This window comes from Streptomyces sp. NPDC002784 (genome assembly GCF_053592135.1).
Map to the genome: position 1 here is coordinate 1 of NZ_JBSFVD010000027.1, position 14,654 is coordinate 14,654.

A 14,654-nucleotide genomic window follows, 5' to 3' on the forward strand; every position below is an offset into this window, starting at 1 on the left:
ACGCCAGTATCAAGCACGGCTCAGTCACTACAAGCGCCGTGGACACAGCCCTTGAAAACTGCCCAGCACTCAGAACAAGCACCGTTGCAGTACTAAGGCGGCGATGCGATCCACTCGGGACTCCCCGGAGACGACTGGGCTGATCGGTTCGGCAGTGGCTACCGTAGGTTTACGTCTATTTAACACGCAAAACTCAATATGTAATGCAAGCTTGAGAAACACAAGGGGGTGCGCATGACGGGTCGCGGTCAGGTCAGCGCCGGCGATCTGCTCGAACTGGTCCGCACCGGCCGGGCCACCACCCGCGGTGCCCTGCAACAGGTCACCGGGCTGTCCCGGGCCACCGTCGGGCAGCGCCTGGACCGGCTGTTCCGTGCGGGCTGGCTGCGCGAGGGCGCCGGCGGCCCGGTCGGCTCCCCGCTGGGCGGACGTCCCTCGATCACCCTGGAGTTCGACGACGCCCACGCCGTCGTCCTCGCCGCCGACCTCGACACCCGGCACGCCCGCGCCGCCGTCCTGACGCTGACCGGCGAGATCCTCGCCGAGCACGGCGGCACCCTGGTCGTCGAGGACGGCCCCGAGGCGGTCCTCGGCGAACTGGGCCGCTGGTTCGCCGGCCTGCTGGAGAAGGCCGGCCACCGGGCCGGCGAGGTCTGCGGCATCGGACTCGCGGTGCCGGGCCCGGTCGACAGCGAGACCGGCCGGGTGATCCAGCCGCCGATGATGCCCGGCTGGGACGGCTACGACATCACGGGCCGCCTCGCCAGATCCTTCACCGAGCACACCGCGGCGCCCCGGGTGCCGGTCCTCGTCGACAACGACGCCAACCTCATGGCGTACGGCGAACAGCGCACCGGCTACCCCGGCTGCTCGGCGTTCGTGCTGGTCAAGGTCTCCACCGGGATCGGCGCCGGGGTCGTCGTGGACGGCTCGCTCTTCCGGGGCATCGACGGCGGCGCCGGGGACATCGGACACATCCGGGTGGGCGCCGACGCCCTGTGCCGCTGCGGCTCCTACGGTTGTCTCGCCGCCGTCGCGAGCGGCGGTGCCGTGGCCCGGCGGCTGGCCGAGGCCGGGGTGCGGGCGGCGTCCGGCTCGGATGTGCGGGAACTGCTGGCGACGGGGCATCCGGAGGCCGTGGGGCTGGCCCGGGAGGCGGGACGGCAGGTCGGGGACGTGCTGGCGACCGTGGTGACGCTGCTCAACCCCGGGGTGCTGATGATCGCGGGCGACCTGGCCGGGACGCCGTTCCTGACCGGCGTACGCGAGCTGCTCTACCAGCGGGCGCTGCCGCGCTCCACCGCTCATCTGGAGGTCGTCACCTCGCGGCTGGGCGAGCGGGCCGGTCTGGTCGGGGCCGGAGCGCTGGTCGTGGAGCATCTGTACGCGCCCGAGCGGGCCGAGGAGCGGCTCACCGCGCTCGGCGTGTGACCGGCGCGTTTCCGGTCTCACGCCACGTCCGCATGGTGAAATCCCGGCGGCTGTGGCAGCGTGATTCTCGCCACCCTTGATAAGGGTTGCGCTCAGATGAGCGAATCATGGGCTACTGCACTTCTCCAAGGGGTGGCACTGGGTGCCACCCCTTGATCGTTCATCGATCGAACTCAGACGTGGAGAGAGGTGCTCATGTGAGCGTATTCCCCGGGTCCGGGGAGGTGAGTTCGTTCAAGAGGTGAACACATGGCGGTGCGCTTCCTTGCCAAGCTTTGACTTTCGATCCGGTGGGTGACGACTGGTTACAGGCTCATGACGCACAAGTGGACGTACCCAGGCGCCTTCGATCTGGGTATGTTCCTCGCCGTCAGGGCAGCCACCGAGTCCTCGAGGAGTTGGGACCCGTGTCGGAAAACAAAAAGTTCGTTTACGACTTCACCGAGGGCAACAAGGAGCTCAAGGACCTTCTGGGCGGTAAGGGTGCGAACCTCGCCGAGATGACCAACCTGGGCCTCCCCGTCCCCCCCGGCTTCACGATCACCACCGAGGCCTGCAAGGTCTACCTCGACAGTGGCGAGGAGCCGGCGGCACTGCGTGACGAGGTGAGTGCGCACCTCGACGCCCTCGAGACGAAGATGGGCAAGAAGCTCGGCCAGGCCGACGACCCCCTCCTCGTATCGGTACGTTCCGGTGCCAAGTTCTCCATGCCCGGCATGATGGACACGGTCCTGAACATCGGCCTCTCCGACAAGTCGGTGCAGGGCCTGGTCAAGCAGGCCGGCGACGACCGGTTCGCCTGGGACTCCTACCGGCGCCTCATCCAGATGTTCGGCAAGACCGTCCTCGGCGTCGACGGCGATCTGTTCGAGGAGGCGCTGGAGGCGGCGAAGGCGGCCAAGAAGGTCACCGTCGACACCGAGCTGGAGGCGGCCGACCTCAAGAAGCTCGTCACCAAGTTCAAGAAGATCGTCAAGACCGAGGCGGGCCGCGACTTCCCGCAGGACCCGCGCGAGCAGATGGACCTCGCCATCAAGGCGGTCTTCGACTCCTGGAACGGCGACCGCGCCAAGCTGTACCGCCGCCAGGAGCGCATCCCGCACGACCTGGGCACGGCCGTCAACGTCTGCTCGATGGTCTTCGGCAACCTGGGCCCGGACTCGGGCACCGGCGTCGCCTTCACCCGTGACCCGGCCTCCGGCCACCAGGGCGTGTACGGCGACTACCTGCAGAACGCGCAGGGCGAGGACGTGGTGGCGGGCATCCGCAACACCGTGCCGCTGGCGGAGCTGGAGACGATCGACAAGAAGTCGTACGACCAGCTGATGCAGATCATGGAGACCCTGGAGAACCACTACAAGGATCTCTGCGACATCGAGTTCACCATCGAGCGCGGCCAGCTGTGGATGCTGCAGACGCGCGTCGGCAAGCGGACCGCGGGCGCGGCCTTCCGGATCGCCACCCAGCTGGTGGACCAGGGCCTGATCGACGAGACCGAGGCGCTCCAGCGCGTCAACGGCGCCCAGCTCGCGCAGCTGATGTTCCCGAAGTTCGACGAGGACGCCAAGACCCAGCAGGTCGGCCGGGGCATCGCGGCCTCGCCGGGCGCGGCGGTCGGCAAGGCCGTCTTCGACTCGTACACGGCCGTGAAGTGGTCGCGTTCGGGCGAGAAGGTCATCCTGGTCCGCCGGGAGACCAACCCCGACGACCTGGACGGCATGATCGCGGCCGAGGGCATCCTCACCTCCCGCGGCGGCAAGACCTCCCACGCGGCCGTGGTCGCCCGGGGCATGGGCAAGACCTGTGTCTGCGGCGCCGAGGAGCTGGAGGTCGACACCAAGCGGCGCCGGATGACGGTGCCGGGCGGGCACGTGGTGGAGGAGGGCGACCTCATCTCCATCGACGGCTCCAGCGGCAAGGTGTACCTCGGCGAGGTGCCGGTCGTCCCCTCTCCCGTCGTCGAGTACTTCGAGGGCCGGATGCACGCGGGCGCCAACGACGCCGACGAGCTGGTCGAGGCCGTGCACCGGATCATGGCGTTCGCCGACCGCAAGCGACGGCTGCGGGTGCGCGCCAACGCCGACAACGCCGAGGACGCGCTGCGGGCCCGCCGCTTCGGCGCCCAGGGCATCGGCCTGTGCCGTACCGAGCACATGTTCCTCGGTGACCGGCGCGAGCTGGTCGAGCGCCTCATCCTGGCCGACACGGAGGCCGAGCGCGAGGAGTCCCTGAAGGGCCTGCTGCCGCTGCAGAAGCAGGACTTCGTGGAGCTGTTCTCGGCGATGGACGGTCTGCCGGTGACGGTCCGGCTGCTGGACCCGCCGCTGCACGAGTTCCTGCCGGACATCACCGAGCTGTCGGTGCGGGTGGCGCTGGCGGAGGCCCGCAAGGACCCGCACGAGAACGAGCTGCGGCTGCTCCAGGCCGTGCACCGGCTGCACGAGCAGAACCCGATGCTGGGTCTGCGCGGCGTCCGCCTCGGCCTGGTCATCCCCGGCTTGTTCACCATGCAGGTACGGGCCATCGCGGAGGCCGCGGCCGAGCGCAAGAACGCCAAGGGCGACCCGCGTGCGGAGATCATGATTCCGCTCGTCGGCACGGTCCAGGAGCTGGAGATCGTCCGCGAGGAGGCCGACGCGGTGATCGCGGAGGTCGAGGCGGCCACCGGCACCCAGCTGAAGCTGGCGATCGGCACGATGATCGAGCTGCCGCGCGCCGCCCTGACCGCCGGTCAGATCGCGGAGGCGGCGGAGTTCTTCTCCTTCGGCACGAACGACCTCACCCAGACGGTGTGGGGCTTCAGCCGGGACGACGTGGAGGCCTCATTCTTCACGGCCTACTTGGAGAAGGGCATCTTCGGCGTCAGCCCCTTCGAGACGATCGACAAGGACGGCGTGGGCTCGCTGGTCGCCGCCGCCGCGAAGGCCGGCCGCGAGACGCGCCCCGACCTCAAGCTCGGCGTCTGCGGCGAGCACGGCGGTGACCCGGAGTCGGTCCACTTCTTCCACGAGGTGGGTCTGGACTACGTCTCCTGCTCGCCGTTCCGCATCCCGGTCGCCCGCCTGGAAGCGGGCCGTGCGGCCACCCAGTCGGAGGGCAGCGACCACCGCTGACCTTCCCAGGCTCCGGAGCCGTCGTGGGTCCCCGACCCTCAGTACCGATCCACGGCGGCTCCGGAACGCGAGAAGGGGGCGGCACCCGTGCGGGGGTGCCGCCCCTTGGCGCGTCCTACTCCGTTCCGGCCCGGCGCCGGCGGACGGCCATCAGCACGCCGCCGCCGGCGAGGATGACGACCGCGCCGCCGCCCGCGAGGTAGGAGGTGGCGCCGTCGCCGCCGGTCGCGGCGAGGTCGGTGTCGTCGGCGGTGTCCTTGCCCGAGTCGTCGGTCGCGTCGTCGGCCGTGTCCTCCGCCGCGTCGTCGGCCGGTTCGAAGTCGGCGGGCGGCTGGTCGCAGCCGATGCCGTCCGCGTCGCGGTCCAGATGGCTGCCGTAGTGCTCGTCGCCCTCGGCGATGTTCGCGTACCCGTTGGCGTACGCCTCGGAGCAGTTCTCGAACGGGTGAGTGCCCTCGTGGGCCTGGGCGGCGCCGGGCGTCACGGCCAGCGCGAACGCGGCCACGGCTAAGGCGGCGGGCATGCGGAACAGGTTCATGGAACCCCCCTTGGTCCGGATTTGAGGTGTTGACCGTATTGAGGGGCGCATGGTGGCGTGGCGGTTCGACGGACCTGTGATACAAGCGTGACGTGACCGGGCGGTAGCTCTGCGCCACCGCCCGGCCGTGGGGCTAGGCCCGGAACGGACCCGTCACCTCGTAGGTGATGCCGCCCGAGGAGCTGCCCGTCGTGCCGCGCTGGCTGGAGAAGTACAGGCGGCGGCCGTCGGGGGAGAAGGCCGGGCCGGTGATCTCCGAGCCGGACTGGCCGTCGATGCGCAGGAACGGGGCGATGACGTCGTCCGGGGTGATGACGCAGATCTCCATGGTGCCGCCGTCCTCGGCGACGAACAGGTCACCGGAGGAGGAACCGGTGATGTTGTCCACGCCGGTGAGGGGGGCCGTGCCCGACGTCACCAGGGAGTCGTCGTAGGCCAGCTCGTAGGTGTTGTTGAGGAGGTTGAGCTGCCAGACCCGGTTGTCGCCCTTCGTGGTGAACCACACCTTGTCGTCGGCGTAGTGGCAGCCCTCGCCGCCGTTGAAGGACTTCGAGCCGGAGACCTGGGTGCGGGTGGTGGTCGGGGAGCCGTCCGGATCGGGGACGTTCGCCCAGCTGAAGGAGCCCGAGGTGCCGGAGCCCGCGACCATCACCTGGAGGGTGCCGGAGGAGAGGTTGCCCCAGGTGTTCGGCACGAAGCGGTAGAAGCGGCCGTTCGTCTCGTCCTCGGTGAGGTAGACGACCTTGCGGACCGGGTCGGCGGCCGCCGCCTCGTGCTTGAAGCGGCCCATCGCGTCCCGCCGCACGGCCGCGTTCACGCCCCACGGGTCCGTCTCGTAGACGTAGCCGAGGGAGACCTCCTCACAGGACAGCCAGGTGTTCCACGGCGTCTTGCCGCCCGCGCAGTTGGTGCGGGTGTTCGACAGGATGCGGTACGCCCCCGTGATCGCGCCGGTGGCGGAGAACTTCACCGCGCTCACCCCGCCGCCCGGGTTGATCTCCGAGTTGGAGACATAGATCCAGCCCGTGCCGTCCGCGTAGCAGGCCCCGCCGTCGGGGGCGTTGTGCCAGGTGTACGACGTGCCGGGGACCGTCTGCCCGGACCGGGCTATCACCCGGCTGGTGAAGCCGCTGGGCAGCCGGATGCCGCGGGCGTCCGGCGCGCCGAGCGCCCCGTACGGGCCGGTGCCGGGCTGGGCGGGCGCGGCGTACGCGGCGCCGCGCCACAGGGTTCCGCCGAAGACGGCGGAGGACCCGCCGAGGACGGCCGCACGCAGGACAGTACGACGTTCCACTCTCGCTCCAAGGGAGGAGTGACCGCCCCGCCACCGGTCGGCGGCGGGGGCCGTGCGGAGAGGGACGCTAGGGCGGCGGGGTTACCGTGCCCAGGGGCACCGGGTTGACAGTCCATGGACAGGTTGTGACGTTCCGCGGAGCGCGTCCTCTCGTAGGCTGGGCCGGAGCCCGCAGCGGAGGGAGCCCGGTCATGGCCGGCTGGAACACCGGGGACGTCCCCGACCAGAGCGGACGCGTCGCCGTGGTCACCGGCGCCAACAGCGGCATCGGGTACGTCACCGCACGCGAACTGGCCCGCCGGGGCGCCCGGGTGGTGCTCGCCTGCCGCAGCGAACGGCGCGGCGCCGAGGCCGGGGACCGGCTGGTGACCGAGGTACCGGGCGCGGAGGTGGAGTACGCGCGGCTCGACCTCGGGGACCTCGCCTCGGTACGGGAGTTCGCGTCCTGCCTGCCGTACGACCGGCTCGACCTCCTCGTCAACAACGCCGGGGTGATGGCGCTGCCCTACGGGACGACCGCGGACGGGTTCGAGCGGCAGTTCGGCGTCAACCATCTGGGGCACTTCGCGCTCACCGGGCTGCTGCTGCCGGTGCTGCTGCGGACCCCGGGGGCCCGGGTGGTGACCGTCTCCAGCCTGATGCACGCCGTGTCCAACGTCGACCTCGCCGACCTCAACAGCGAGCGCCGCTACCGGCGCTGGATCGCCTACAGCCGGTCCAAGACCGCCAACCTGCTGTTCACGCACGAGCTGGCGCGCAGGCTCGCCGCGCACGGGTCGGATGTGGTGGCCGCCGCGGCCCACCCGGGATACGCGGCGACCAACCTCCAGGCGGCGGGGCCCCGGATGGCGGGCCGCCGGATCGCGGAGCGCGTCATGGGGCTCGGCAACCGCGTCGTCGCCCAGTCCGCCGACTCCGGCGCCCTGCCCACGCTGTACGCGGCCACCGCACCGGCAGTGGCGCCCGACTCCTTCACCGGGCCGTCCCTCGCGGGCTGGCGCGGCGCGCCGGCACCGGCCTGGCGGGCGCCCTGGACCGTCGACGACGCGACGGGGCAGCACCTGTGGGCCGCCTCCGAGCGGCTGACCGGCGTGTCCTACGACGCCCTGGACGCGTGAGGCGGGGTGTCCTACGACGCCCTGACCGCGTGAGGATCAGTCCTTGCGGCCCGTCACGGCGACCGTGACACCGAGGCCGATCATGGTCATCCCGCCGACTCCGCCCACCGCCGACAGCCGCCTGGGGGAGCGGGCGAACCAGTCCCGGGCGGTCGCCGCGACCAGTCCCCAGACACTGTCGGAGGCGAGCGCGATGACGTTGAACACCAGGCCGAGCAGCAGCATCTGAGCCGCCACCTGGCCCGCGCCCCGGTCCACGAACTGGGGCAGCACGGCCGCGAAGAACACGATCGTCTTGGGGTTGGTCACGCCCACCGCGAATCCCTCCCAGAAGGTGCGCGCGGAGCCCGGCCCGGCAGCCCCCGCCGGGTCCTCGGCGAACGCGGCCCGCAGCGCCCCGCGCTCCCGCCAGGCCCGGACACCCAGGTACACGAGGTAGGCGGCGCCGGCGAGCTTGAGCGCCGTGAACACCAGCACCGAGCGCTCGACGACCGAGCCGACCCCGAACGCCACCGCCAGGACCAGCACATAGGCCCCGGCGGTGTTGCCCGCCACGGTCGTCAGGGCGGCCCGCCGGCCCTGGGCGAGGGCCCGGCCGACGACGAACAGCACGCTGGGTCCGGGGACCACGATCAGCAGGAACGACATGGCCGCGAAGGCGAGGAGACGGTCGGTGGGCACCATGCCGCCATCGAAGCAGCGCCCGCCCCCGCTCGGCCAGCCGTTTTTCTCAGGCGGCGGCCCCGCCGTCCAGCACCGGGCCGGTACCGACGGCCGTGCGGACCGGGTACGTCCTCACCCGTACCGACTCGTCGTCCAGGCACTGCCCGGAGGCGAGGTCGAACCGCTGCTTCAGCAGCGGGGAGGCCACGAAGGGCCGCCCCTGATGGGTGCCGGTCAGTCCCCGGGAGAGGACCCCGGCCCCGCTGAACGGGTCGCGGTTGTCGATGGCGTACAGCGTGCCGGCGCGGTCGCGGAAGAGGGCCGCCTGGCTGCCGTCCGGCAGCAGGGCCGCCACTCCGCGGCCCGGGAGCAGCCGGCTCAGGTCGCAGACCGTGAACCAGGTGTCCTCACCGGAGTCCAGCTGGAGCTGGACCTTGAGGTCGGTCGTCTCGGGGGCCAGGGTCATCGCTGGGCGCTTCCTTCCAGGGGGCGGCGGCCGATGGACAGCAGCGGCAGGTCGGGCTTGATCTGGTCGCGCTCGGGGACGAAGCCGACGACCGGGTCGGGGGTGTCCGGCGCGTTCACGAAGGACACGAACCGGGCCAGCTTCTCGGGGTCGTTGATGGTCTCGGCCCACTCGTCGCGGTAGTGGTCGACATGGGCCGCCATCAGGGACTCCAGCTCCTCGCAGATCCCGAGGGAGTCCTCGACGACCACGTCCCGCACGTGGTCCAGGCCGCCCGGGATCCGCTCCAGCCAGGTCGAGGTGCGCTCCAGCCGGTCGGCGGTGCGGATGTAGAACATCAGGAACCGGTCGATCAGGCGGATCAGTTCGGCGTCGGAAAGGTCCTGGGCGAGCAGGTCCGCGTGGCGCGGGGTGGCGCCGCCGTTGCCGCCGACGTAGAGGTTCCAGCCGTTGGCGGTGGCGATCACGCCGAAGTCCTTGGACTGGGCCTCGGCGCACTCGCGCTGGCAGCCCGAGACCGCCGACTTGAGCTTGTGGGGTGACCTGAGCCCTCGGTAGCGCAGCTCCAGGTCGATCGCCATCCGGACGGAGTCCTGGACGCCGTAGCGGCACCAGGTCTGGCCCACGCAGGACTTCACCGTGCGCAGCGACTTGCCGTAGGCGTGGCCGGACTCGAAACCGGCGTCCACCAACCGGGTCCAGATCAGCGGGAGCTGCTCGACGCGGGCGCCGAACATGTCGATGCGCTGGCCGCCGGTGATCTTCGTGTAGAGCCCGAAGTCGCGGGCGATCTCGCCGATCACGATCAGCTTCTCCGGGGTGATCTCACCGCCGGGGATGCGGGGCACGACCGAGTACGAGCCGTTCTTCTGGAGATTGGCGAGGAAATGGTCGTTGGTGTCCTGCAGCGCCGCCTGCTCGCCGTCGAGGACATAGCCCTCGGCGCCGATGGCCGGGGCGAGGGAGGCGATGATCGAGGCCACCGTGGGCTTGCAGATCTCGCAGCCGTCGCCGCCCCGGGCGCCGTCCCGGCCGTAGCGGTCCAGCAGGTCCTGGTACTTGTTGATGCGCAGGGCGAGGACGATCTCGTAGAGCTCCTCGCGGGTCTGGCCGAAGCAGCCGCACAGGCCCTTGTCGACCTCGACGCCGGACGCCTCCAGCTCGGCGGTGACCAGCTGGCCGAGCACCTTGACGCAACTGCCGCAGCCGGTACCGGCCTTGGTGCACTTCTTCACCTCGGGCACGGTCGTGCACCGGTGGTCGGTGACCGCGCCGCGGATGGTGCCCTTGGAGACGTTGTGGCAGGAGCAGACGATCGCGTCGTCGGGCAGGGCGGACGGGCCGAGCTGGACCGGGGCGCCCGCGCCGGCCGGCAGCACCAGCGACTCGGGGGAGACCGGCGGGACCGAGCCGGTGAAGGCGCGCAGGGTGCCGTACGCCTCCGCGTCGCCGACCAGGATGCCGCCGAGCAGGGTGCCGTCGCGGCCGATGACCAGCTTCTTGTACAGGCCCGCGCGGGAGTCGGAGTAGACGACGTCCAGGCAGTCCTCGGTGGTGCCGTGCGCGTCGCCGAAGGAGGCCACGTCCACGCCGAGCAGCTTCAGCTTGGTGGACAGGTCGGCGCCGGTGAACGACTGACCCGTCTCGTCGGCGGCGATGGTCGCGGCGGCCGTCTCGGCCTGCTCGTAACCGGGCGCGACCAGGCCGTACACCCGGCCGTCGGCGGCCAGCGCGCACTCACCGATCGCGAACACCTGCGGGTCGTTCACCGCGCGGCACTGCTCGTCGACCGCGATGCCGCCGCGCTCGCCGACGGTGAGGCCGCAGTCCCGGGCCAGCTGGTCGCGGGGGCGGACCCCGGCGCTGAACACCACCAGGTCGGTGGCGAGTTCGGAGCCGTCGGAGAGCTTCATGCCGGTGACGGCGCCCTCGTCGTCGACGACGATCTCCTGCGTGCCCACCCCCGTGTGCACGCTCAGGCCCATGTCCTCGATCGTGCGCAGCAGCGCCGCGCCGCCGCCCTCGTCGACCTGCACCGGCATCAGCCGCGGCGCGAACTCCACGATGTGGGAGGTCAGTCCGAGGCCCTTGAGCGCGCCGGCCGCCTCCAGGCCGAGCAGACCGCCGCCGACCACGGCGCCGGTGGTCGCCTTCTTGGCGTACTCCTCGATCGCGAGCAGGTCCTCGATCGTGCGGTAGACGAAGCAGCCCTCGGCGTCCTTGTTCGGGACGGGCGGCACGAACGGGAAGGAGCCGGTGGCGAGGACGAGCGTGTCGTACGCGAAGACCTGGCCCGACCGGGCGGTGACCTTCTTCGCGGCGCGGTCGATCGTCTCGGCCGGGTCACCGACGTACAGCTCGATCGCGTGCTTCTCGATGAACTCCATGTCCGTCATGGACAGGTCCTCGGGCGTCTTGCCCGAGAAGTACGAGGTGAGCGCGACGCGGTCGTAGGCGGGACGCGGCTCCTCGCACAGCACGACCACGCGGTGGGTGGCGGTCAGGCCGCGCTCGGCGAGGGCTTCGAGGAAGCGCTGGCCGACCATGCCGTGGCCGACGAGCACGATCGTGGGGGTGGCCCCCGGGGTGGCGGTCATCAGGAGCCTCCGTCGTTGGTGAGCAGGTGGAGCAGGGGGGCGCCGTCCGTGGGGAGCGGCTCCGCTCCCTCCCAGGCGCGGGCGAGCGCGCCGACGGTGCCGAGTTCACCGACGAGCACCCCGCCCACCACGCGGTCGTCGCGGACGACGACCTTGCGGTAGGTGCCTCGGGTGGCGTCGGTGAGCTGGACGACGTCGTCGCCCGGGAGCGCCTCGGTCTCGCCGAACGCGGCGAGGTCGAAGGCGGAGTTGCCGTGCAGCGTCAGCCGGGTCAGCGCCCGGGTGCCGGTGTAGCGGGCGGTGGCGTCCCCGGCGAGCAGTCCGGCGAGCGCGTCGGCCTGTTCCAGCGCCGGGGTGGCGAGGCCGTAGAGCGTGCCGTCGTGCTGGGCGCAGTCGCCGACGGCCCGGATGTGCGGGTCGGAGGTGCGCAGTTCGTCGTCGACGAGGATGCCCTTGTGGACGGCGAGCCCGGCGTCCTTGGCGAGCCCGGCGCGCGGGTGGACCCCGCAGGCCAGCACCACCAGGTCGGCGTCCAGGGCGTATCCGTCGGCCATCTCCACCGAGCGGACCGCGCCGCCGACGCAGCGCACGTCGCGCACCCGGCACTCGGTGTGCACCTCGACACCGAGGTCCCGCAGATGCCGCAGCACCAGCTTGGAGGCGCCCGGGTCGAGCTGGCGCTCCATGAGCCGCTCGGACTGCTGGGCGAGGACGACCTGGGCACCGCGCACGGCGAGCGCGCGGGCCGCGGAGACGCCGAGCAGCCCGCCGCCGATCACGACGGCGCGCACTCCGGGCCGTACCGCCTTGGACAGGCCCAGGCAGTCGTCCATGGTGCGGAACGCGTGCACGCCCTCGGGCAGCACATGATCGGCGGTGAACAGTCCGCGCAGCGGCGGCAGCACCGGGTTGGAGCCGGTGGCCAGGACCAGCGTGTCGTATGCGATCTTCGCGCCGTCCGCGCACTCGACGGTGCGCTCCTCCCGGTCGATGCGGGTGACCCGGGTGCGCAGGAGTCCGGCCGGGGTGGGCAGCGCGATCACCTCGGGGGCGTACCGTCCGGCCAGCACCTCGGCGAGGAGGACCCGGTTGTAGGGCCGGTGCTCCTCCTCGCCGATCAGCAGCGCGGGCGTGCCGAGCTCACCGAGCCGCCGGGCGAGCCGTACGCCCGCGAGGCCGGCGCCGATCACCACCACACGCGTATTCGAGGTCATGCCATTGAGCGTGCGGTGCGGGTGTTTCCCGACCGCATCACGCCTGTTTCCCGCGAGGAACGCTGCCCTCAGCGGGGCCCGGGGGGTGGTGTGAGGGTTTCCGGGGGGCGGCCGGGGCGGGCTGTGAGGGCGGGGGAGGGTTCCGGGGGCCCTCGGCTTGGAGGGCTGGCGGTCTGGTGGCCTTGCGGCCTTGCGGCCTTGCGGCCTTGCGGTCTGGTGGCCTTGCGGCCTGGCGGCCTCGCGGTCGGGGAGTCGGGGGGTAGGGGGCCTAGCGCTTGTCGTGCAGCAGCAGGTCGATCATTCCCGTGGTGTCCTCCTCGCCCCGGCCCTGGGCGAGCAGCCGGTCCATCAGGGTCATGTACGGCGTCAGCAGCTCCGCGCTCACCCCCTGCTCCTCGGCGGTGCGCAGCAGGGTGGCGTTGCCCGCCGCCTGCATGGCGAGGTTGGAGACGACGTTCTTCGTGTAGTCCTCGCTCTCCAGCTGGTCGGCCGTGGAGTGGACGGTGTGTGCCATCGCGGTGAGCCAGCCCTGCAACAGCGCGGCGAACTCCTTCGGCGCGATGTCCTCCCGGCGCACCAGCGCGAAGGCGTGGAAGACCCCGGCGAACATCCCGGTCATCGCGCTGAGCAACGCCACGTCGTGCAGCGCGGCGAACCCCGGGTCGGCGCCCACCCAAGCCGTCCCGGCCGGTACGGCCAGGGTCTCCCGGTGCTCCTCGAAGAGGCCCGGGGAGCCGCTGTAGAAGACGTACGCCCCGCTGTCCGCGCTGCCGATCATCGGCGGTACGGCCATGATCCCGGCGTCCACGAAACGCGCGCCGCGCTCCTCGGCCCAGGCGGCACGGGCGCGGCCCTGGGCCGGGGTGCCGGTGGTGAGGTTCACCAGGTCCCGGCCGGTGAGATCGGCGTCGGCGAGGGCATCACCGAGGGAGTCGTCGTCGAGCAGACAGGCGATCACCAGGCGGTTGGCGGCCACCGCCCGGGCGGCGCTGCTCGCGACCGTGGCCCCCTCGGCGGCCAGCGCCTCGGCTCGGGCGGGGGTGCGGTTCCAGACGGTCACCGGATGTCCGGCGGCGAGCCAGGCACGGGCCAGGGCGGTGCCCATGGCGCCGGTGCCGAGCAGGGTGAGGGGGGTGCGCGGGGTCGGGGAGGAGGCGTTGTCAGTCATGGCGGTTAGCCTCGTAGAGGGTGAACGTCCTGCTCAAGTACGTACTTTCGAGTGGGCGCTTACCTCCGGGAAAGCATCGAGGCAGGGGGACCGACATGGCGACGGGGCGACGGCCGGGGTCGTACGTATGCGGCATCGACGCGGCGATGGACGTGATCGGCGGCAAGTGGAAGGTGCTCATCCTGTGGGAGCTGTCGGTGCGTCCGCACCGCTTCGGGGAGCTGCGCCGCGGGCTGCCGGGGGTGACGGAGAAGGTGCTCGCCGCCCAGCTGCGGGAGCTGGAGGCGGACGGCATCGTGCATCGCGAGGAGTACGACGAGGTGCCGCCGCGGGTGGAGTACTCGCTGACACCGAAGGGCGTGAGCCTCAACACCGCCCTGGAACCGCTGGGCGACTGGGGCAAGAGCAACATCCTGGGCGGGTCAGCGGCTGCCGGTGAGGTGCGCGAAGACGACGACGTTGCCCTGATAGCCCGTGGCGCGTGAGTAGCCGCCGCCGCAGGTGATCACCCGCAGCTCCGGGCGGCGGGCCGCGCCGTAGACCTTCTCGTCGGGGAAGTCGCGGGCGTCGTACACCTCGACGGAGTCGACCGTGAAGACGGCGATGCCTCCATCACGCCGGTCCACCTCCACCGTGCTGCCCTTGCGCAGGGCGCCCAGGCGGTAGAAGACGGCGGGCCCCTCGGCGTTGTCGACATGGCCCGCGACGATCGCGGTGCCCGCCTCGCCGGGGGTCGTCCCGGCCTCGTACCAGCCGGCCAGGTTCGTCCGCTCGGCGGGCGGGACGTCCAGGCTGCCGGACGGGGTGAGACCGAGGCCCATCAGGGGGGCGTCCACCCGGATCGACGGGATGCGGATCCGGTCGGGCGGGGACGGCGGCAGCCCGGGCGCGGCGGACGGCTGCCGGCCGGCGGGGTCGGCGTGCGCCTGGGCGGCGGACGGCTGCGGCGGGGGGTGCCGCTCGGCGCCGCTGCCCAGCAGCCAGGCCCCGGAGCACAGGGCGACCACGGTGACGGCCGCTATCGCGGCGTTGCTGTACTTGCGCACCCGAGC

Annotated in this window: 12 protein-coding genes; 4 read left to right on the top strand and 8 right to left on the bottom strand. The window is 71.7% G+C overall.

What is annotated here, in order from left to right; translation table 11 throughout:
* The first annotated feature begins 234 nt into the window (after positions 1-234).
* Complete coding sequence (locus ACWD1Z_RS31450) at positions 235-1,431, top strand: ROK family protein (RefSeq protein WP_451123293.1); 1,197 nt, start codon at positions 235-237, stop codon at positions 1,429-1,431.
* A gap of 407 nt (positions 1,432-1,838) precedes the next feature.
* Positions 1,839-4,544, top strand: coding sequence for a pyruvate, phosphate dikinase (ppdK, locus tag ACWD1Z_RS31455; protein ID WP_451123295.1), 2,706 nt, complete (start codon positions 1,839-1,841; stop codon positions 4,542-4,544).
* 115 nt (positions 4,545-4,659) lie between these two features.
* Here ppdK and ACWD1Z_RS31460 read toward each other — a convergent pair whose 3' ends face one another.
* Positions 4,660-5,082, bottom strand: a complete 423-nt coding sequence (locus ACWD1Z_RS31460; RefSeq protein WP_451123297.1) for an LAETG motif-containing sortase-dependent surface protein — start codon at positions 5,080-5,082, stop codon at positions 4,660-4,662.
* A gap of 133 nt (positions 5,083-5,215) precedes the next feature.
* Complete coding sequence (locus tag ACWD1Z_RS31465) at positions 5,216-6,376, bottom strand: alkaline phosphatase PhoX (protein WP_389416155.1); 1,161 nt, start codon at positions 6,374-6,376, stop codon at positions 5,216-5,218.
* Between the two features lie 191 nt (positions 6,377-6,567).
* On the opposite strand from ACWD1Z_RS31465, the gene ACWD1Z_RS31470 reads away from it, so the two are divergent.
* Positions 6,568-7,494, top strand: a complete 927-nt coding sequence (locus ACWD1Z_RS31470) for an oxidoreductase (RefSeq protein ID WP_451123299.1) — start codon at positions 6,568-6,570, stop codon at positions 7,492-7,494.
* 36 nt (positions 7,495-7,530) lie between these two features.
* On the opposite strand, the gene ACWD1Z_RS31475 is transcribed toward ACWD1Z_RS31470, so the two are convergent.
* The 5 genes from ACWD1Z_RS31475 to ACWD1Z_RS31495 form a co-directional block, all read right to left on the bottom strand.
* Positions 7,531-8,178, bottom strand: coding sequence for a LysE family translocator (locus tag ACWD1Z_RS31475; RefSeq protein WP_451123301.1), 648 nt, complete (start codon positions 8,176-8,178; stop codon positions 7,531-7,533).
* A 46-nt stretch (positions 8,179-8,224) separates the two neighbouring features.
* The gene (gene nirD, locus ACWD1Z_RS31480) at positions 8,225-8,623 is read right to left on the bottom strand and encodes a nitrite reductase small subunit NirD (RefSeq protein ID WP_451123303.1); all 399 of its coding nucleotides are present in this window, start codon (positions 8,621-8,623) and stop codon (positions 8,225-8,227) included.
* Positions 8,620-11,220 carry a nitrite reductase large subunit NirB gene (gene nirB, locus ACWD1Z_RS31485; RefSeq protein WP_451123305.1) on the bottom strand — a complete coding sequence of 867 codons (2,601 nt, stop codon included), beginning with the start codon at positions 11,218-11,220 and terminating at the stop codon, positions 8,620-8,622. Before nirB ends, nirD begins: the two co-directional genes overlap by 4 nt.
* A complete protein-coding gene (locus ACWD1Z_RS31490; protein ID WP_451123307.1) occupies positions 11,220-12,434 on the bottom strand; it encodes an NAD(P)/FAD-dependent oxidoreductase in 1,215 nt (404 codons plus the stop codon). The genes nirB and ACWD1Z_RS31490 overlap by 1 nt, the downstream gene beginning before the upstream one ends.
* Before the next feature lie 268 nt (positions 12,435-12,702).
* Complete coding sequence (locus ACWD1Z_RS31495; protein WP_451123309.1) at positions 12,703-13,602, bottom strand: NAD(P)-dependent oxidoreductase; 900 nt, start codon at positions 13,600-13,602, stop codon at positions 12,703-12,705.
* A gap of 95 nt (positions 13,603-13,697) precedes the next feature.
* On the opposite strand from ACWD1Z_RS31495, the gene ACWD1Z_RS31500 reads away from it, so the two are divergent.
* Positions 13,698-14,087, top strand: coding sequence for a winged helix-turn-helix transcriptional regulator (locus ACWD1Z_RS31500; protein WP_389416162.1), 390 nt, complete (start codon positions 13,698-13,700; stop codon positions 14,085-14,087).
* Here the strand turns inward: ACWD1Z_RS31500 and ACWD1Z_RS31505 are convergent.
* Positions 14,025-14,648 carry a class F sortase gene (locus ACWD1Z_RS31505; RefSeq protein WP_451123311.1) on the bottom strand — a complete coding sequence of 208 codons (624 nt, stop codon included), beginning with the start codon at positions 14,646-14,648 and terminating at the stop codon, positions 14,025-14,027. The two genes, ACWD1Z_RS31500 and ACWD1Z_RS31505, sit on opposite strands and share 63 nt — an antisense overlap.
* Positions 14,649-14,654: the final 6 nt, after the last annotated feature.